Annotated in this window: 13 protein-coding genes and 1 tRNA gene; 6 read left to right on the top strand and 8 right to left on the bottom strand. The window is 66.9% G+C overall.

Features of this window, described 5'->3' with window-relative positions:
- Nucleotides 1–13: 13 nt before the first annotated feature.
- The 3 genes from ACZK4H_RS09875 to ACZK4H_RS09865 all read right to left on the bottom strand — a co-directional run bounded on the left by ACZK4H_RS09875 (nt 14) and on the right by ACZK4H_RS09865 (nt 10,806).
- Nucleotides 14–3,703 (bottom strand): TonB-dependent receptor, encoded by a 3,690-nt coding sequence (locus ACZK4H_RS09875; protein WP_099552865.1) that lies wholly within the window; start codon nt 3,701–3,703, stop codon nt 14–16.
- A complete protein-coding gene (locus ACZK4H_RS09870) occupies nt 3,700–9,801 on the bottom strand; it encodes a CshA/CshB family fibrillar adhesin-related protein (RefSeq protein ID WP_239503748.1) in 6,102 nt (2,033 codons plus the stop codon). Before ACZK4H_RS09870 ends, ACZK4H_RS09875 begins: the two co-directional genes overlap by 4 nt.
- Before the next feature lie 438 nt (nt 9,802–10,239).
- Nucleotides 10,240–10,806 (bottom strand): TetR/AcrR family transcriptional regulator, encoded by a 567-nt coding sequence (locus tag ACZK4H_RS09865; RefSeq protein ID WP_099552866.1) that lies wholly within the window; start codon nt 10,804–10,806, stop codon nt 10,240–10,242.
- 170 nt (nt 10,807–10,976) lie between these two features.
- Between ACZK4H_RS09865 and ACZK4H_RS09860 the strand changes: the two genes are divergently transcribed.
- The gene (locus tag ACZK4H_RS09860; protein WP_099552867.1) at nt 10,977–11,807 is read left to right on the top strand and encodes a universal stress protein; all 831 of its coding nucleotides are present in this window, start codon (nt 10,977–10,979) and stop codon (nt 11,805–11,807) included.
- On the opposite strand, the gene ACZK4H_RS09855 is transcribed toward ACZK4H_RS09860, so the two are convergent.
- The 5 genes from ACZK4H_RS09855 to ACZK4H_RS09835 all read right to left on the bottom strand — a co-directional run bounded on the left by ACZK4H_RS09855 (nt 11,755) and on the right by ACZK4H_RS09835 (nt 15,449).
- The gene (locus ACZK4H_RS09855) at nt 11,755–12,648 is read right to left on the bottom strand and encodes an AraC family transcriptional regulator (RefSeq protein WP_099552927.1); all 894 of its coding nucleotides are present in this window, start codon (nt 12,646–12,648) and stop codon (nt 11,755–11,757) included. The two genes, ACZK4H_RS09860 and ACZK4H_RS09855, sit on opposite strands and share 53 nt — an antisense overlap.
- 117 nt (nt 12,649–12,765) lie before the next feature.
- A complete protein-coding gene (locus ACZK4H_RS09850; protein WP_099552868.1) occupies nt 12,766–13,230 on the bottom strand; it encodes a GNAT family N-acetyltransferase in 465 nt (154 codons plus the stop codon).
- A 120-nt stretch (nt 13,231–13,350) separates the two neighbouring features.
- On the bottom strand, nt 13,351–13,776 hold the full coding sequence (locus tag ACZK4H_RS09845; RefSeq protein ID WP_099552869.1) for a GFA family protein: 426 nt from the start codon (nt 13,774–13,776) through the stop codon (nt 13,351–13,353).
- Nucleotides 13,777–14,099: 323 nt separating this feature from the next.
- Nucleotides 14,100–14,552 carry a hypothetical protein gene (locus tag ACZK4H_RS09840; RefSeq protein ID WP_049430985.1) on the bottom strand — a complete coding sequence of 151 codons (453 nt, stop codon included), beginning with the start codon at nt 14,550–14,552 and terminating at the stop codon, nt 14,100–14,102.
- An 820-nt stretch (nt 14,553–15,372) separates the two neighbouring features.
- A tRNA-Arg gene (locus tag ACZK4H_RS09835) sits at nt 15,373–15,449 on the bottom strand.
- A 183-nt stretch (nt 15,450–15,632) separates the two neighbouring features.
- On the opposite strand from ACZK4H_RS09835, the gene amaB reads away from it, so the two are divergent.
- From amaB to ACZK4H_RS09810, 5 genes are all read left to right on the top strand, one after another.
- Nucleotides 15,633–17,165, top strand: a complete 1,533-nt coding sequence (gene amaB / locus ACZK4H_RS09830) for an L-piperidine-6-carboxylate dehydrogenase (RefSeq protein ID WP_049398541.1) — start codon at nt 15,633–15,635, stop codon at nt 17,163–17,165.
- On the top strand, nt 17,165–17,968 hold the full coding sequence (locus tag ACZK4H_RS09825) for an SDR family NAD(P)-dependent oxidoreductase (RefSeq protein ID WP_099552871.1): 804 nt from the start codon (nt 17,165–17,167) through the stop codon (nt 17,966–17,968). Before amaB ends, ACZK4H_RS09825 begins: the two co-directional genes overlap by 1 nt.
- Before the next feature lie 184 nt (nt 17,969–18,152).
- The gene (locus ACZK4H_RS09820; protein ID WP_099552872.1) at nt 18,153–18,437 is read left to right on the top strand and encodes a DUF4190 domain-containing protein; all 285 of its coding nucleotides are present in this window, start codon (nt 18,153–18,155) and stop codon (nt 18,435–18,437) included.
- Between the two features lie 5 nt (nt 18,438–18,442).
- Nucleotides 18,443–19,213 (top strand): class I SAM-dependent methyltransferase, encoded by a 771-nt coding sequence (locus ACZK4H_RS09815; protein WP_099552873.1) that lies wholly within the window; start codon nt 18,443–18,445, stop codon nt 19,211–19,213.
- 8 nt (nt 19,214–19,221) lie between these two features.
- Nucleotides 19,222–20,277: a quinone-dependent dihydroorotate dehydrogenase gene (locus tag ACZK4H_RS09810; RefSeq protein WP_099552874.1), complete on the top strand. Its 1,056-nt coding sequence runs from the start codon at nt 19,222–19,224 to the stop codon at nt 20,275–20,277.
- Nucleotides 20,278–20,284 lie beyond the last annotated feature (7 nt).

Here is a 20,284-nt window from a genome sequence, read left to right as displayed (position 1 = left end):
CCGGCTGCGCTCCTCAATAGCGCCCCACCAGGTTCAGGTACCACCCGCGATGGGTGTAGTCGAACTTGGTCAGGTCATCACTGAAGTCGGTGAAGTTGTAGCCCACGCCCACGCGGAAATTGCGGCCGATATCGCGATCGACACCGGCCAGCCAACCCTGCCTGCTGCCGCCGTCACGGACGTCCAGCACGCGGTACTCCAGCAGGCCGTGCCACTGGTAATACAGGTCATAGCGCAGCTGTCCCGCAGCGAAGCTGGTGGCCGAGTCGAACCAGGGGCCGGTGCCGCGTCCATAACGCACCTCGCCTTCGCGCCGCGCCGCCTTGGCCGCCACCTCCCAGCGCTGGTCGATGCGGTACACGCCCTCCAGCGACAGGATCTGCGTGCGCTGATCGTAGTCCACGCCGTTCACCTGGCCCATCGTCGACAGGTCGTACAGGTAACTGTAGCGACCGAACAACGCCCAGCGGTCGTTGTCCCACGGCCGGTAGGCGAAGCCCAGGTTGCCTTCGATGAAGCGCGCGCCCGCCACCGGATTGATCGCATCGTCGGTGTCGGCATAGTTGAAACGCGCCGCGATGCGCCAGCTGTCGTTGAGGCGGTGGCTGAGGCGATTGGTGCTGACCCACTGCGTGCGCCGCTCGGCGCCGGTATCGCGACGCCATTCCAGCTTGCTCTGCCACTCGGTGCCCGGCGCGGTACGGCCGCCGGACAGGCTGACCGCCTTGCGGTCCACCTGGCCACTGCTGGCATCAAGCTTGCCGTTGCTCAGCGTGAAGCCCGCGTTCCACCCCACCGCAGGATAGAAGTCCATGCCGAAGGTGTGTGCCAGACCAGACTCCTGCCCGGATTTCAGGAACTGGCTTTCATTGAACACATTGACCTGATCAGACAGACGCCAGCGCTGGCCCAGGGTCCAGCCATCCTGTGCGTTCGGGCTGAACAACGGGTCGTACTCGCTGCGGTCGGTGGACTGGGTGAACGCACCATAGAAGCTGTGCTGCGGGGTCAGCCGGTACTCGGCGTTGACCTGCGCGGCGGTGCCACGGTCACCATCGCTCACCTCGGCACCGACGGTGGACAGGTTGGCGAAGGTCCAGGTACCACCGGCCACCACCGCATCGTTGTCGGCATAGCGGCCATGGTCATCATCCACGGTCAGCTGGCCTCCGCCGTACACATCCAGTGAGGTGCCGATGCGGTGCGTGTAGCGGGCGGCGGCCAGCACACCGGCCACGTTGCCGCCCGCACCGCGGTCTTCCTGCACGCGACGCAGCTCAGCCGACAGGCGGTCGTTCTCGCCGATCCGCCACTCGGCGGTGGCCTGTGCCTGGATCAGCGATTCGCTGCCACGGCGAGCCTCGCTGTAGCGGGCGTACAGGCTGAAGTCGTCGGTCACGTAACCCAGCAGCTCGGCACCCTGCTCGCGCACGCGCTGGCCAGTGTCGAAGCGCCCCACCGAATAGCCTCCATCGACCTGGCGCCACCAGGCCCCGGCACTCCAGTCGCGCTGGGTCCAGCCCAGCTCGCGCAGGTTGACGCGCGCTTCCACTGCGGTCGCCTCGCCTTCGCGCGGCCCCTCCGGATTGAGCCGACTGAAGCTCAGACCGCCGTTGTCCGAGAAGAACACCGGCGCACTGGTCGCCTCGCTGCGGCTGTGCTCGATCTTCAGGTAGGTGCCACGCCCAGCCTGCAGGGTCAGGTCCGCGCCCCTCAGCGAATAGTCCTGGCCGGAGCGCTGCTCGTCCACGTAGGTGGCGCCCACGGCAACGTGATCGCCGAACCAGTGCTTGCCACGCACACCCGCGGTGATGTCATCGCTGTCGAATCCGGCCGGCACCCACTCGTAGTCCACGATCAGGCGTTGCTCATAGCCGTCCAGCGGCACGTCGCGGCTGATCCGGCGCAGGTTCTCGCGGCTGACCTGGGCCAGCGGCCGGGTCAGCAGGATGCGACCCTGCAGGGCGTCGATCTCGTAGTCGGCACCCCGCACCATCGGCACACGCTGCTCCACGCGGCCGGTGGTGCGGTCACGGATTTCCAGCACCACCTGGTCCGAGCCGCTGAGAATGCTGGCGTGGCGCAGGTAGTACAGACTGCCACCGGTACCGATGAACTCGCTGTGGCCCGGCGCCGTCTCGGCCTGTGAGCCGAACAGGCGCAGCTCGCTGCGCGCATCGCCCCAGGCATTGGCGCCACGCGAACGCCACGACAGCGCCGCACCGTACAGCGAACGCACGTACTGCGCGTATTCGGTGCCGGTCAGGCCGGTGTTGTAGTTGCCCCACAACGCCTGGTTCTTGTCCCAGTCCATGCGCAGGTAGAAGCGGCCCATGCTGTCGACATCGCGCTGGGTCAACGAGTCGTCACCGTAGGTCGGGTAGTACAGGTCCGGGTCCAGGCTGCGGAACAGGTCGCGCGGATCGGCCGTGGTGAAGCCGGTGAACAACTCATCCAGCGGACGGTTCTGGGTATCGGCCTGCGCGGTCAGTAGGTAGCGGCCGCGGGTCTTGGCCTTCAGGTAGAACGCCAGGCGGCCATCGCTGAGCACGTCATCGTTGCGCTCGCCGCGGGCCAGGTCCTGCCCTGCCCCACTGGCCTTGTTCTGGTACACGGTGATATCGGCCAGGCCGACGCCGAACAGGTACTGGCCGCTGACATCGACCTCCAGCGTGCGTGCGATGACCGGTGCATCCGGCCGCTCCACGCGTACGTCGAACGCATGATGTCCGATCGGCATCAGGTACTCGGCGGCGAACTTGCGATCCTGGTCCAGCGGGTAGCTGTCGCCGTTGATCTTCAGCGACGCCCCCAGCGGCAGGTCGCGGCCGCGCAGGCGCACCCGCGAGCCATGCACCGGGATGTTCTGCTGGCGCAGGCCATTGCCATCGAACACCTGCTGCAGCAGTGACAACGATGCTGCCTGGTTGGCGTCCACCGAGGTACCGCGGCGGTCTTCCAGCGCGTCACGCAACTGCTGGTTGCCGCGCTCGAATTCCGCCGGCGTCACCAGCTGCATCGATTGCGCGGTGGTTTCATCGACATTGCCCTCGGCATCGAAGGCGCGAAGCACATAGACCAGGCGGTCGCCCCGACGCAGCGGCGTCGAGGCCGGCAAGGTACCATCCCACACGCCCTGGGCAACGGCGGCCACCGGCAGTTCGAACGTCGCCAGTGCTGCCACGCGATCCGTGTCGCTGCCGCGGTAGACGCTGACTTCCAGGCGCTGGATGAAGGCGGTGTAGTTGCCACGCACGTAGAACTCGACCGGCCGCACGATGCGGCCTTCGTCGAAGGCGACCATGCCCGGTGCGGAGACCGACAGTTCCGGCTGGCCCATCGCCGGGTCTTCGGTGGCCCAGATCGCGCCGCCTTCCGGCAGGCGGATCATGAACTCACCGCGCACGGTGGCCCTGCCCGGCTCATCAATCGCCAGGCTGACCCGGCGGTCCGGTTGCAGGGCCTGCGAGCTGGAACGCGACGAGGTGCCCTCGGTCACCGGTTCGTCGTAGCTGCGCGAGCGCAGGCTGAACAACAGTTCGCCCTCGGCGTTGCACTGGGTGCCGTCACAACGGATCGGCGCCGGCTCGGCGGCGGGCGGCGCGGCCTGGGCGGCACCGGCCAGGCCGAGCAGCAGGGCCTGATACAGCGCGGCGCGCGGCAGGCGGGCCGCACGGCGGGCGGCTGAGTGATGCGCGCTCATCGGCGTGCCTCCTGTTGACGGGCAGCCGCACGGGTGGCGGCGCTCTCCTCGTTGCGAACGCGCAGGCGCTGCTGCACGGCGGGGCTGAGCTGGCTGCGCAGCGCCTCGAACACGGCGTTGGCACGACGCAGGCCCAACGCCTGGTTGTAGGCATGGCTGCCGCGCACATCGGTGTGACCCACCAGGCTGACCTGACCACCGCCCAGCTTTTCCAGACGCGCGGCGATAGCGGCCAGCAGCGGCTTGAACTCGTCGCGTACGGTGGCCTTGTCGGTGTCGAACAGCACGTTGCCCAGCAGCGCGCCACCGGCATCCACACCGGCCAGCAGCGAGTGCGGATCGCGCACGTCGGTGCGCAGCTGCACGGCCAGGCCCGCACGGGCACTTTCCACAACCTCGGCCTGCAACGCATCGCGCACCACCGCCGCGCGGGCGAAGGCCAGCGCCTGGCTTTCGCCACTGGCAGCGATCACGACGTCGCCACCCTGGTAGCGGTCCACCACCTCGGCCATCTTCTTCAGCACCGGGCGATAGCTGGCCTGCAGCTCGCTGCTGCCCGGCGCGAACAGCACCTCACCCAGCGCGATCTCCATGCGCTCGGCGGCAGCCTGCGGCGACGGCGGCAGCCGCACGCCGAAGCTGAAGCGGGTCGGTACGCCCTGCGTCACCCGCCGCAGCAACGGATTCTCGGTGGTCAGTTCGGCACCGGCCGGCAGCGTGGCCGGGTCCAGCTTGATGATGAAGTTGCGGCCCAGGCGCGCGTCACCACCGTGCACGTCAGCCAAGTGGTAGCGCCCGAACGGATCGGTCTCGACCAGCAGGCCTTCCACCGTGGCCAGGCGTACACCGGGAATGCCCTGCTCCTGGATGCCTTCGTTGCCGATCACGTAGGCCACTTCATAGCCCTCGGCGACACGGGCGATCTCGCGGCGCACGCTCGGCTCGGCCGCGGTCAAGCCCTTGCCGGCCTCACCACTGCGTTCCACGCGCGTGGCGCCCTGCGCGTCCATCCGCAGGCGATGGCCCTGCGCGCTCTCCAGCACGAAGTCATCACTGAAGGACAGTTCGCGCAGGCGCTGGCGCAGCACCACCTGATGCGCCTCAGCGGTGTCGGACGTGGACGCGCGGCCATGCACCACGCCAATCTGCACCCCGTGCAGCAGCGGCGCGCTGGCATCGGCCAGCGGCTGCGGGCCTTCGCCACGATCCAGCGTGGTCGAGCCCGGCACGTAGGCCGCAGCAGCGAATCCGCCTTGCACGCGCACGCCGCTCAGCTCGGCACTGTCCTGCCAACCGTCACCGTCGCGATCATCGAACACGGTGCCGAACACCAGGCTGTCTTCCAGCAGCGGGTCGGCATCCATCGCCACTTCGGCAGTGGCCACGTTCGACAACGGGCTGCCGTCATCGGCCGTCGCCACCGCCTGGTTCACGTGGTTGCCCGCGCGCACGCCGGCGCCCACCCGCAACAGGTAGGTGATGGTGGCACTGCGGCCCACGGCAATGTCCACCGCACCGATGCGCAGCGGTACCTGGCTGCTGGCCAGCGAGAATGCACCGTCATCGTCGGCCACGCGCATCGAGCCATCGACATAGCTGAAGCCTGGCGGCGGGGTGTCGACCACTACGCCATCACGCCAATGGCTGCCGCCCACGTTCTCGACCACCAGCTGGTAGCGCACCAGGTCGCCCACCTTCACCCGGCGCGGGCTCGCAGTCTTGGTGATGCGCAGGGCGAAGTCGGACACTACCTTGTGGCGCGTCTCGCAGGTCGTGCAGTCCGGCGGCGGTGAGCCATCCGGATACTGCCCGCGCAAGCGGTTCAGCACCTCGGTGCGGGCCTCCTGGTTGACCACGGCCTGGTAGGCGAACTCGTGGCGACCGATCGAGGTACCCGTCGGCACCGTGCAGACGATGTCCGGCCCCTGCTGGACGCATCCGGCCGGCAGGCTCTCGATGCTCAAGCCGGCATCGGGCGTATCCACCAGCTGCAGCGGACGACGCAGCGCAGCGCGCTCGACCGTGGCCACCAGCGTGTAGCGCAGGCGGTCGCCTGGTCGCACTTCGGTGCCACTGGCAGGTCCGGACTGCTTCTCCAGCACCACGCGCGGTTCGGCCAGCGCGTGCTCGGTGCTGCAGTCGCTGCTGCAGGTGGGCGTGTCACCGCCGGTGCCGAGTACGGCATTGCGCACGCTGCCGCTGGCCTGGGCATTGACCAGCGCGCGGTAGCCCAGCGTATAGGTGCCCGGCGCCGTGCCGGCAGGCAGCGTGCAGACCAGCGGATTGCTGGCATTGCAGGTGAACGGTCCCGGCTGGGTGACCGACTGCAGGTCCAGGCCGGTGCCCAGGGTATCGGTCAGGGTCAGCGTATCGAGGGTCTGCGAGTTGGCGACCGTCACTTCCACGCTGTAGTCCACCGCATCGCCCACGGCAACCGGGGCAACGGTGCTCGACTGCTTGCGGTAGGTCACCACCGCCGACAGTACGGGCGTGGTGGTGCCACAGTTGCTGGTGCACGTGTTGATGCCGGTGCCACTGCCGAGCACCGCGTTGCTGACGCTGCCCTTGGCCTGCGCGTTCACCCGCGCGGTGTAGTCCACCGTGTAGGTGCCCGGCACCGTACCGGCAGGCAGCGTGCACACCAACGGATTGGCGGCATTGCAGCTGAAGCCCTGGCTGGCAGTCACCGCACCGAAGTCCAGGCCGGGGCCCATCGTGTCGGTCAGGGTGAACACCACCGTGGTGCGCGAGTTGCTGACCACCGCGGACAGTGTGTAGGCGATGCTGTCACCCACCTTCACCGAACCGGCTGCGGCCGAGGTCTTGCGATAGTCGATCGCACTGCCGGTCACTGGCGTGCTGGTACCGCAGTTGGCGGTACACGACGGATTGTCGCCACCGCTGCCGAGCACGGCGTTGGTGACCTGGCCGGTGGCCTGTGCGTTCACCACCGCGGTGTAGGTCAGGCTGTAGCTGCCCGGCACGGTACCGGCCGGCAAGGTGCACACCAGCGGATTGGCGGCGTTGCAGGTGTAGGCGCCCGCACTGGTGATCGCGCCGAAGTCGAGGCCGGTGCCCAGCGTATCGGTCAGGGTCACCACATCGGTGGTGCGCGAGTTGGTCACCACCGTGGTCAGGGTGTAGGTCAGGCGATCGCCCACTGAAACCGGACCGGTGCTGTTCACCGACTTGGCGTAGCTCACGCCCGGTGTCGCCACCGGGGTGGTGGTGTCACAGTTCACGCTGCACGACGGGTTGTCGGTGCCGCTGCCGAGCACGGCGTTGCGCACGCTGCCGCTGGCCTGCGCGTTGACGGTGGCGCCATAGGTGAGGCTGTAGGTGCCAGGCACGGTGCCGGCCGGCAGCGTGCACACCAGCGGATTGGCGGCGTTGCAGGTGAAGATGCCTGCGCTGCTGACACCAGCAAAATCGAGGCCGTTGCCCAGCGTGTCGGTCAACGTGACCACGGCGCTGGTGCGCGCACGCGTCACCGTCGCAGTCAGGGTGTAGTCGATGCGGTCACCCACCCGTACCGGGCCGCCGGTCGAGGCCTGCTTGGCATAGACCACCTGCGCGGCGGCCATCGGCGTGGTGGTGTCGCAGCTGCCCACGCAGGAGGGGTTGTCGGTGCCGCTGGGCACCACCGCATTGCGCACCTGGCCGCTGGCCTGCGCATTGACCACGCCGGTGTACGACAACGCATAGCTGCCCGGCACGGTGCCGGCCGGCAGCGTGCAGACGAGCGGATTGCCTGGCGTGCAACTGAAGCTACCCGCGCTGGTGACGCTGCCGAAGTCCAGGCCGGTGCCCAGCGTGTCGGTCAGCGTGGTCACCGCCGTGGTGCGCGCGTCTGCCACCAGCACCGTCACGGTATAGGCAACACTGTCGCCGATGGCGACCGGACCGGCGGTGCCGCTGGCCTTCGACACCGAGATGCGCGGCGCCGCCACCGGCGTGGTGGTGGTGCAGTTGCTGCTGCAGGTGGGTGTATCAGTGCCCGTGCCGACCACGGTGTTGACCACCTGGCCACTGGCCTGCGCATTCACCGTGGCCGTGTAACTCAGGCTGTAGGTGCCCGGCACCGTGCCCGCCGGCAGCGTGCACACCAGCGGGTTGGCCGCGTTGCAGGTAAATGCACCGGGGCCGCTGACGCTGGCGAAATCCAGACCGGTGCCCAGGGTGTCGGTGAAGGTCAGCACATCGCGGGTGTTGCCGTCGGCCACGGTGACATCCACCGTGTAGCTCACGGTCGCGCCTACCGCGACCGGGCCGGTGGTGTTCGAACGCTTGGCGTAGCCCACCCGCGTCACCGGCACGGTCACGTCGCTGCGCGTGCAATGGTCGGCGTCTGTGCAGCTGCTGCCCGGTGCCGGCGGATTGCCATTGTTGAAGGGATCGTAGCCGCCGCCCACGCTGGCATGGTTGGTCAGCACGCCGGTCGCAGCCGCGGTGACCGTCACCGGCAGCGTGAACGCCGAGCTGGAGCCGGGGTTGCCGGCTGCGGCCAGCACCTGGCTGCTGGTACAGGTGACATCCTGGCCACTGGCCGTACAGCTCCAGTTGCCGCTCACATGGGCACCCGTCCAGTTCGGCACGATCCCGGCCGGCAGCTGGTCGCGCACGATGATCGCGCCCGCCGGCACATTCGGCGGATTGCCGGTGGGCACATCACTGGTATTGCTCACCGCCAGCGTGTACTGGGTGCCGGCCTGCCCGTAGTTCCAGATGCCACCGGTGGCGTTGTTGCCCTTGACCACCTTCAGCGACGGAGCGGTGATGGTGATGCGGTGGTCTTCCACCTCGCCGTCATCGGCCACACCGGTCGGGCTCTGTATCTGCGTGGCGTTGGTGGCGTAGCGCAGGCGCACGTAGCTGGTACCCGCGCTGACCGACGTCGGCACGGTCCAACCCAGGTTGGCCTGGCCACCACTGCACAGCGCGGTGGTGCTGCGTTCGTTGGCATCAAACTGGCCGTTGCGGTTGAAGTCGATCCAGCCTGCGACGCTGCCATTGCCCACGCAGGCCACTGCCTGGGTGATCAGCGTGCCGGCCTGCATCACCGTCAACCGGTAGCTGGTCGGCCACGCGTCTTCCTCACGGCTGCCCGCCTGCGGGAAGTTGTCATCACCCAGCGCGTCCGCGCTGTAGCTGCTCCTCTGTTCGGTATCCGGGCCCAGGCTGCCGAGGAAATCGGTCAGCGGTGGTGCCAGGCCACCCGGCGTGTAACCGGCGGTGTTGATGTTGAAGTTGCTGGCGCCCTGCGGAATGCCATCGGAACGGAACTGCAGATCGTCCACCACGTGCATCGCATCGCCGTAGCTCTGCGGGGCGTCACCAAAGTCGGCATACGGCACCAGCAGGCCGATGGCGATGGCGGTGGTACCGCCGCCGCGCATCGAGAAGCCCATGTTCACCGCCAGGTTGCCCGGCGCGTGTGCGGCATTGTCGAAACTGAGGAAGGTAACGGCAGCCGTGTTGTCGTCGTTGCCGGGACCGAAGCGGATCACCTGGTTGCCACCGCTGGTCGACTTGTTCACCAGATAGGGGGTGGCATTGGCCAGGTTCTTGCGAACCTCCACCACGTTCCAGGTGCCCTGCGCGCTGGCTTCGACGAACTCGCCGCTGTTGTTGATCGATTCGGCGTCGGCCATCACCACACCGCGCAGGCGGTACGGGGCACCACCCATGGTCGAGGTGCAGGTGATGCTGAAACTGGAGGTGCCGGCGGTGCGCGCGATGCCAGCGATCAGCTGGTTGCTCGAATCGGTACCACCGATGTTGTACAGATCATCAAGGCTGTCGCCGCGCCAGTTGCCTGGCCGATAGCTGCGCAGCACGCCGGTCTCGGCCGTGTTCAAGCGGCAATCGACGCGCAGGTTGATGCCCGCGGCAATCGGCATGTCGATGGACGACAGCGCCCCATCATTGAGCACGACGTTGTCGACGCCGTTGGCACCGCCCCCCCAGGTCAACCACAACACCGTATTGCGATACGGGCTGCTGCCACCCGTGGCGTAGGCGGCTGCCCAGGCAAACGATGGCGCCACCATCGACAGCAGCAGGATCAGGACAAGCGCGATCCAGCGGCCGGGCCGCACGCATCGGGTGTTTTTCTTGGGATGAACGCATCCACCGCCCGCGCGAATGCGCGACGTCGTCGACTGCCACATGGTGATTTCCCCGGGCGGCCCGCAGAGGCCGCTGTTCAGTAGGTCGCCTGGGACGAACTCATCAGCCACGCAACGCGCGCGAAGCACGTTCTGCCGGCTCGATGGCCACTACAACCGTCCCTGGACCTCGTAGGTCAGGTATGAATTTCAGTGACTACGATACCGCACCGCAACAAAAGTGTGATGAACGTCTCATTTAATTTTGCCGATTCCGGCGTTGTTCGACGACCACAGTTGTAGCAATCCGGAAGTGCGGCACCGTGCACGATTCCGGCAGCGCGAACGCCCTTTCCGGCAAGACGTCACGCGAATTCGGCGCAGGTTCCGTAGGTCTTGTCGGCACGAAATGCGCCATGGGCGCCACGATCAGCCCTTCATCGCCCCATGCCGGAACGAGGCCAACAGCGTGGATGCGGCCATTGCCGGGGCCAGACGGCCGCGCGCAAGCGACCAGGTGATGCCGTAGAAGCAGGTCCAGTAGAAGTCGGCCAACCACACCGCGGTGAACTCCACGTTGAACTCACCCACTCGCTGGCCGCGCAGGAAAAACGCCTCGAAACGTTCACCGATCGGAGCCCAGCGCTCCGGCAGCAGATGCAGGTCACCCTGGCGCTGCTGCTCTTCCATCATGCGCGCGAACACCAGCGTCACCAGTTCCCAGTCGGCCAGCAGCGCTGCCGTGACCTGCTCCAGCACCTGCTGTGCATCCACGTTGCCATCGAACGAGCTTGCCGCTGCTTCCAGGCGTTCGAATCCCGCCGCGAACAAGGCCTCGTCAATCGCCTCCCGCGTTGGCGCGAACCGGTACAGGGTCGCGCGACTGATGCCTGCCCCGCGCGCCAGTTCGCTGAGCGTGCAGCGAGGATGGCTGACCAGGGTGGCAGCAAGGGCGTGGTGCAGGTCGCGGCGTGTGCGGGCAGTGGCAGGTCGCATGGAGGGGCCTGGATGCAGAGTCCGATCACGCTAGCATGAATCATCAATTAATAAACTGAATCATATTTGATTCACTCGAATCACGAATGCGCTACAACACACCTGCGTCCGGTGCACCCGGGTCGGTGCACGGCAGGGAACGCGTCACAGGCATCGAAGGAGACAACGCCATGCTGCATCCGCTACGCGACATCGCCGTGCTCTTCGACGCCAGCGATACCGGGGACCGCGTACTGAGCATTGCCGCGCATCTGGCGAAGGCGCAGCAGGCGCATCTGGTCGCGGTATCGACCGCCCAGCATCCCACCGACATCGCCAACGGTTTCGCGCGTGGCGCGGGCATCGCCGCCGCACTCGACCATGAAGCCCGCGCCGACGCCGCCTGCACCGCGCAGTTGATGCAGAACCTGCGCGACACCGCCGAGCCGCTGCAGATCAGCACCGAACTGCGCATCGTCTCGGATTATCTGGGCGGCGCCGATCTGGCCCTGCAGTCGCTCTACTGCGATCTGATCGTCGCCGGCTATCCGCGTACGCCCGGCGCTCCTTCCGGCTGGCACCCACTGGGCACACTGCGCCAGACCGGCGTGCCGATGCTGCTGGTGCCGCCGCACTGGAAGGGCGAGCAGGTCGGCCGGCGTATCGTGGTGGCCTGGAATGCCAGCAAACAGGCCCGTCGTGCCGTGGCGGATGCCCTGCCTCTGCTGGCCCGGGCGCAGGCCGTGCACCTGCTGATGGTCGACACGCCCAAGGCTGAAGCCGCGCCGGGCGCCGAAATGGCCCAGCATCTGGCGCGGCATGGCGTCGAGGTCGAAATCCAGGCGATCAGCTCCAGCCAGGGGGGCGTTGCCGCCACCATCCGCCAGCATGTACTCGATGCCGAAGCCGATCTGCTGGTGCTGGGGCCCTACAGCCGCAGCCGCGTGGTCGAACGCGTGCTCGGCGGCGTCACCGAGGATCTGCTGGCCGAAGTTCCGGCGCCGCTGTTCGTATCGCACTAGCGTCACCCTGCCCGGCGCGACGGTAGCCGGTCAGCGACTGGCCGGTATGCCGCCGGAAGTAGCGGCACAGGTAGGACGCATCCTCGAAGCACAGGCGTTCGGCGATGCGTCCGATCGGCAGTTCGCTGTAGCTCAGCAGGGCCTTGATCTCCAGCACCACCTGGCGGTCGATCAGCGCCTTCGGCGTTTCATCGAAGCATTCCCGGGTCAACTGCGAGAGATAGAACGGGGTAATGCACAGCGCCTCGGCGTAGGACTGCACGTCGCGCTGGCGCGTGCTGCGCTGGCCAACGAGCTCCCAGAAGTTCCAGGCCAGGCGCTCGCGCCGGCCGACCTGCGGCGCGGCCTCGTAGTGTGCCGGGAGCAGCGTGGCGAACTTCAGGAACAAGGTCTGCAGCAGGTTGCGCAGCATCACGTGCCGATGGCGGCCGCCGTTGTGCTGCGCGTCCATCAACTGCTGCAGCCAGCCCTGCAGCAGCGGCACCTCCAGCGGTGACGGCACACAATGCGGGTGCTCGTGCAGGAACTTGAACAATGCATTGGGCAGCACGTAGGCGACCTCCGAGGCCAACGCCTTCGGCATCAGGCAGACCACCGCCAGGAAACCGCGCGAACGCTGCCGCAGCAGCGCCAGCGTATCCTCCGCCAGCACCAGCACGTCGTGCCGCTGCACCGCCACCTCGCGGAAGTTCAGTGCGAATCGCGCACGCCCGGACACGCACACCAGCACCGCCAGATACGCGTGCCCGAACGACAGTGGAACACCCAAGCCTTCAGCCAGCGTACTGACCTCCAGGCGCATGGACTCTTCCTGTTCCAGAAGCTGGGGAATGCGGTCCACGGGCTGATCCGGCTGGATTCCGGGGCCCAGCATATCGGGCCCGGCGCCAGACTTGTGAAAAGTACCGAAATGATCAAGATACCGCCCCCACCCGCAGTAGCCGACGCTGAGGCTGGATCAGACCCCGCTGCGCTGCATGAACAGCAGCTCCGGCGTCGAAGCGTCTTCCACCGGCTGGAAGCCGAGATCGCGGTAGAGGGCCACCGCTGCGACATTGTCACGGTAGACGCGCAGGGTCAGGCGCTGCACTCCAGGCGACCGCAGGGCCTCGGCACCCAACAACTGCATCAGCACCCGCCCCAGGCCGCGCCCACGCGCCTGTGGCGAAACAATGATGCGGCCCAGGTGGGCGGTGCCGGGCGCGCTCAACCAGTAATGGCCGAACCCCATGCACGCGCCCTCCCCGTCCAGCAGCACCCAACCGGGGCGCTCACCCAGTTCAAGCGTCTGTGCGAACGCTTCGGGCAGCAGAGGAAACGCAACGCCTGGGCCGGCCCAGCGTTGCGTCGCTGCAAGCGAATCGAGCCAGCCAGCGATACGTGGGTAATGCAGTGGTTGGACCGGTTGCAACTGTGCGGGCATGAGGATGCCTGTGTGGTCTGGTCCACTGATCGTGAGCGGCCCGCCCAGCGCCGTCACGTTGCGCGGCAGCCGTTGAATGTTGTCCGGCGACAATGCCCTTGCACCATCACAGTCGCAGCTTCAGCCCTGCAGGTAGGTAGGGCCGTCCCAGCCATCAAGGTACTTCGGCAACTCATCGCGAACCTCAACTACGCGTTGCCGGTAATAGAGATGCATTGTGGGCGCCATGGCAACGTCCAGCCATCCGCCGCCTGCGCGGGCGAGCATGGCGTTGGGAACGACACACATGCCCAGACGGTTCGTGCCGAACACAACCTCGCCGCACGTAGCACAGAAGGTCTTCTTCAGCTGCTTCTGGGGGTGGCTGAAGCTTCGCGCATCGAAGGAGGCCATCTGAACCGACGAAGCCTCCCAAGCCGTCGCGGAGAACATGGTGACACCGTAGAAGTCCCTGCACGATGAACAGTGGCAGTTGGCGCGTGCGACCGGCTCTCCAGCCAGCTCAATGGCGACGTTCCCGCACAGGCACGCTACTCGTATCGACATGATGACCCGGAAGAGAGGGGACTGGCGCGGATTCTACTGCCATATCTGGAACACATGCCGACTGCCCCAACAGAAAATTCAATCGGCCTCACCCACAGACGCAACGTGTCGTCCATCGCCGTCGGGGTCTTCGGGCGCTTCCTCCCGATACCCTTTCCCTTCAGGGCCACCAAGGTATCGGGCATGTCGTACCGCACGACGATGGTGTTGATGGCGCGCTCGCCGATGTTGCCCACCTTCTTCACCCGGAGGAAGGTGACGGCGGCGAGCTTGGCGCCGGGTGTAAAAGAGAAGGGCCCGCCGGAGAGCGGGCCCTTCCTTGTTCATTTGCCGGTTGTTGACGACTGGATGGGCTTCGGGGTGGTCAGATCGTAGGCAAAGCATGCAGCCTGCATTTCCGTAAGCGCCTTCCGTCGATCGTGCGACGCCTCTCTGCGATCCGTGATCACTGGGAGCTTCAGACGAATCACGTCAGCGACGGCTCTACGATCAGCAATTGCCGCGGATCCCCCAAACCCAGAGTCCTCCAGCGCCTTTCCCGCCATACCCGAGGCGCCCCCCAATGCACTTAGTCCGGCTATCGCACCGGCGTGCTTGGCAGCGTTCGCCGCCGTAAGTGCAGGTGCGATGACCGTGCCCGCAACCAGCCCGATCCCGTACACCCAGAGGGACGCCTTTCGCTGATCAACGGATTTGTTCTCCATCCCGAGGATGAGCTTCTTGCATTCCGCCAGTACCGCTGGCAACGCCTCCTCAACGTCCGAGGCGTCATCCACCTCCTCTCCAGGCTCATACCATCCGCCGCGGGGATGCCTCCTCGGAGGCTTGACTCCGTTGGGATCAGGCGCCTGGGTCTGACCGTCAACGGGGGGCGGCGGAGGTGGAGGTGGAGGTGGTGCTACGTCGGCCCGGGAAGGATGGCCAACGAAAGAGACGTTGTAGGGTGCAGTGGAACCCCCCTTGGTTGAACAACCAACGCAAAGCACAGCCGCAACCAGAACAGCGGTCATCGCCTTCATGTTGCCCCCTGTCGGCGGCGTCATGCCACCGCTGGGGCCTTTACTACCACAGGATTGCGGTTTTCACGGGACCGACAATCCGACGCTGCCTGCATTTTGCCGGGGCACAGCTTGGCGTACACCGGTTGCATGGCCTGCGGCCGCGTGAATCCAGCCTCCACCTGGGCCAGGTACCCAGTCCGGACGCACGAGGTGGGCAGCCAAAGTGTTGAGAGCGATCCAGTCGAGGATGGCCGGGGCGCACGAAGTCGGCAAGTGGCGCGAGGCGCCGCTGGGCCGGTATGCGCGCTGGGCACTTCGCTGTCTCTCCGGTCCGCTTGTCGCCGTGCACAAGAACACGGTATGGCCATCACCGGAGTGCCGTTGCGACAGGTGCAGATCCCGGCCGGGCATGCCGACTACGCCACTACTGGAAGTACTACGCGCACCTCTCCCCTGAGGGCGATGACAGTGCGGTGGCGAAGCCAACCTATTGATTCGCCATTACCATCACTGTGACCAAATGGTGCCTTATGGTGCCTTTTGATGGCCCGATATGGCCTGTGGCGATATAGCGGCTTTCGCAAGCTGTTGATTCTGGTGACCCCGGCCCGATTCGAACGGGCGACCTTCCCCTTAGGAGGGGGACGCTCTATCCAGCTGAGCTACGGGGCCATGCAGCCGGGAAGTTTACAGGCAACACACCCTGCCCTCCAAGCATTCATGCTCCGTACGATTCCGCTGGCGCGTTGCACCATGGCCGGACAGGCCGCTCTGCTACCATCGGCGATTCAGTTCATCGCGTCCCCCACCTGCCCGCGATGGCACCAAACAACGTAACGAAACACAGGAGTCTGCATGTCTTCCGAGCTGCTCAAGTCCCTTGGCCTGGACGCGATCAACGCTGGCACGTACCTGGGCAACGGGGAGTGGTCGAGCGCGACCAGCGGTGAGCTGATCACCCCGGTCAACCCGACCACCGGCGAGCCGATCGCGCAGGTCCGCGCGACCACCGAGGCCGAGTACGAGACCGTCGTCGCCCGCGCCCAGGAAGCCTTCAAGGTCTGGCGCACCACGCCGGCGCCGCGTCGCGGTGAAGCCGTGCGCCTGTGCGGCGAAGCGCTGCGCAAGCACAAGGATGCGCTGGGCTCGCTGGTCGCCCTGGAAATGGGCAAGAGCAAGCCGGAAGGCGATGGCGAAGTGCAGGAGATGATCGACATCGCCGATTTCGCCGTGGGCCAGAGCCGCATGCTGTACGGCTACACCATGCATTCCGAGCGCCCCGGCCACCGCATGTACGAGCAGTACCACCCGCTGGGCCTGGTCGGCATCATCTCGGCCTTCAACTTCCCGGTCGCGGTGTGGAGCTGGAATTCGTTCCTGGCCGCCATCTGTGGCGACGTGTGCATCTGGAAGCCGTCCAACAAGACGCCGCTGACCGCCATCGCCTCGCTGAAGATCTGCAACGACGCCCTGCGCGAAGCCGGCTTCCCGGACATCTTCTTCCTGATCAACGATGCGGGCACCGCGCTGTCGGAAAAGATGGTCGATGACCGTCGCGTGCCGCTGATCAGCTTCACCGGCTCGACCCAGGTCGGCCGCACCGTCAACGAAAAGGTCGCTCGCCGCCTTGGCCGCTGCCTGCTGGAGCTGGGTGGCAACAACGCCATCATCCTGGACGAAACCGCCGACCTGAAGCTGGCCGTGCCGGGCATCGTGTTCGGCGCCGTCGGCACCGCCGGCCAGCGCTGCACCACCACCCGCCGCCTGATCGTGCACCGCTCGATCTACGCCGACGTGCTGGCCACCCTGGTCAAGGCCTACAAGCAGGTGGAAGGCAAGATCGGTGATCCGACCGATGCCGCCAACCTGATGGGCCCGCTGAACAGCGACGGTGCCGTGCAGCAGTTCCTCGATGCCATCGCCCAGGCCAAGGCCGCCGGCGGCACCATCGAAACCGGCGGCACCCGCATCGACCGCGCAGGCAACTTCGTGCTGCCGGCCATCGTCTCCGGCCTGAAGAACAGCGACGCCGTGGTCCAGCACGAGACCTTCGCGCCGATCCTGTACGTCATGCCGTACGACAGCATCGACGAAGCCATCGACATGCAGAACGGCGTGCCGCAGGGCCTGTCGTCCTCGATCTTCACCCAGAACCTGAAGACCGCCGAGAAGTTCCTGTCGGCCGCCGGCAGCGACTGCGGCATCGCCAACATCAACATCGGCACGTCCGGTGCGGAGATCGGCGGCGCCTTCGGTGGCGAGAAGGACACCGGCGGTGGCCGCGAGTCCGGTTCGGATGCGTGGAAGGTCTACATGCGCCGCCAGACCAACACCATCAACTACTCGGACTCGCTGCCGCTGGCCCAGGGCATCAAGTTCGATCTGTGATGGCAAACGACGCCGAGACGTCTGTGGGTCGGATCCCCGCAGGGGCTCCGACCCTCGACTTCAGCGGCCGCCGCGTACTCATCGCCGGTGGCAGCAAAGGCATCGGTCGTGAAATGGCGCTGGCATTTGCCGGCGCCGGTGCGCAGGTCTCGGTCTGCGCCCGCGGCCAGGCCGGACTGGATGCCCTGCGCGCCGATGCGCAGGCACAGGGCACCCCGCTGCATACCGTCTCCGCCGATCTGGCCGATGCCGGCCAGATCCAGGCCTGGCTGCAGGCCGCTGCCGATGCACTCGGCGGCATCGATGTGCTGGTCAACAACGCCACCGGCTACGGCATGGCCGATGACGAGGATGGCTGGGCCGCCAGCCTGCAGATCGACCTGATGGCGGCGGTACGGGCGTCGCGCCTGGCACTGCCGTGGTTGCGCGCATCCAGCGATGCCTGCATCCTCAACCTGTCCTCGATCGCCTCACAGCAGCCGCGCCCCGGTGGCGCGCCCTACGCCGCCGCAAAGGCCGCGCTGTCGCACTACACCACCTCGCAGGCACTGGCGCTGGCCAAGGACCGGATCCGGGTCAACGCCATCGCCCCCGGTTCGATCGAATTCGACGATGGCCTGTGGGATCGCCGCCGCACCGAAGATCCGACGCTGTACCACGGCACCCTGGCGAAGATCCCGTTCGGCCGCTTCGGACACCCGCGCGAGATCGCCGACGCCGCCCTGTTCCTGTGCTCGCCGCTGGCGCGCTGGGTCACCGGCAGCGTGCTCAACGTGGATGGAGGCCAGGTGTTGATGGGCTGATACCGGCACTTCGGTAGCTGCCAACCTTGGTTGGCATGCCTTTCGTCGACCAAGGTCGACGCCTACCAGGGCTGGCACCTCGTTCGTCGACCAAGGTCGACGCCTACCGCATCCTTGCACTTGCCGGGCATGGGATTGCCTGGGCAGACGCACTATCATGTGCACACTGCCAAGGAGGACCCCGATGAGCGTGGCACCCCGACAGACAAGCGCCCTGGCCGTAGTCAGCCTGGTCATGGGCATCGCCAGCTGGACCGTCCTGCCCTTCGTGGCCAGCATCGTGGCCATCGTCACCGGCCACATGGCCCGCGCCGAGATCCGCCGTCGCCCGCAGGAACTGGAAGGCGACGGTTTGGCCGTCACTGGCCTTGTACTGGGCTGGGTGATGGTCGGCGCCGCTATCGCCGCCATCCTGGTCTTCATCCTGTTCTTCGGCGGCCTGGCCTGGCTCGCCGCGATGTCGAACTGATCGCCATGACCACTTCCGACAGCACTGAACGCTTCAGCAGCCGCGTCGCCGACTACGTCCGCTACCGGCCCGACTACCCGCCCGCCCTGCTGGAGTGGCTGCATGGCCCCATGGGCGTCAGCCACGAGGCCGTGGTCGCCGACATCGGCGCCGGCACCGGCATTTCCAGCCGCCAGTTCCTGGCCACCGGCCATCCGGTCATTGCGGTGGAACCGAACGCCGCCATGCGCGCCGCCTCCGAACAGTGGCTGGCGCCGCAGTATCCGCAGTTCAGCGCCATCGACGGCCGCGCCGAGGCCACCGGGCTGGACGAGGCCAGCGTTGACCTGGTCAGCGTCGCGCAGGCCTTCCACTGGTTCGACACCGTGGCGGTGCGCGCCGAGTGGCAGCGCATCCTGCGCCCAGGTGGCCTGGCACTGATCTACTGGAATTCACGCCTGCTCGATGCCAGCCCGTTCCTGGTCGGCTACGAACAACTGCTGCTGGACTACGGCACCGACTACACCGCCGTGGCCGAGCGCTACCAGGACGACGCCACCATGCAGGCCTGGTTCGGCGCCGGGCTGCGCGGCATGGTGCAGCTGCCGAACGTGCAGTACCTGGATCTGGATGCGCTGCAAGGGCGCCTGCTGTCCTCCTCCTATGCCCCCCAGCCCGGTCACCCGCGCCATGCGCCGATGATCGCCGCTCTGCAGGACCTGTTCGCCGCCCACGCGGTCGACGGCCAGGTTGCTTTTGAATATCGAACCCGAGCCTTCCTCGGCACGCTGGACTGAACCGACGCATGTATTCGCTTGCCCGCCCCTTCCTGTTCTCGCTCGACGCCGAGCGCGCCCACGGCCTCGGCCTGTCCGCACTGGACCTGGCCTATCGCACCGGCACCACGCCGCTGCTGGCCGCCCGCATCGCGCCGATGCCGAGCACCGTGTTCGGGCTGACGTTCCCCAATCCGGTCGGCCTCGCTGCCGGCCTGGACAAGAACGGCGAGCACATCGATGCGCTGTTCGCGCTCGGCTTCGGCTTCGTCGAGATCGGCACCATCACCCCGCGCCCGCAGGCTGGCAATCCGCAGCCGCGCCTGTTCCGCCTGCCGGAACACAACGCGATCATCAACCGCATGGGCTTCAACAACGCGGGCGTGGATGCACTGGTGCGCAATGTCGAGCGCGCGCGCAACCGTCGCGGCCTGCTCGGCATCAACATCGGCAAGAACAAGGACACCCCCAACGAACAGGCCGTGGACGATTACATCGCCTGCCTGGACAAGGTGTATCCGCTGGCCGACTACATCACGGTCAACATCTCCTCGCCCAACACCGCCGGCCTGCGTGAGCTGCAGGAAGAGACCGCACTGCGCCAGCTTGTCAGCCAGCTGCGTGACCGCCAGGAAGCCCTGGCTGCGCAGCATGGTCGCCGCGTGCCGATGCTGGTGAAGGTGGCGCCCGACCTCAGCGAGCGCGACATCGATGCCGCCGCCCGTGTGCTGGGCGAACTGCAGGTGGACGGCGTGATCGCCACCAACACCACCATCGACCACAGCAAGGTGGCCGGCGATCCGCTGGCCAATGAGGCCGGTGGACTGTCCGGCGCGCCGGTGCTGGAGCAGTCCACCCTGGTGCTGCGCCGCCTGCGCTCGCGCCTGCCCGAATCGGTGCCGCTGATCGGCGTCGGCGGCATCCTGTCCGGTGCCGATGCCGTGGCCAAGATGGCCGCCGGCGCCGCGCTGGTGCAGTGCTACAGCGGCCTGATCTTCCGTGGCCCGGCGCTGGTCTCCGAATGTGTGGAGGCGATCCGTCGCCGCCGCGAAGCGCCCAGCCGCGGCGCGGTGGCCCCACTGTGAGCGCGCC

The organism is Stenotrophomonas sp. 78350_Sma, from assembly GCF_056482105.1.
Note: the sequence above shows the minus strand (reverse complement) of the source record. Positions and strands in the feature narration are given on the sequence as shown.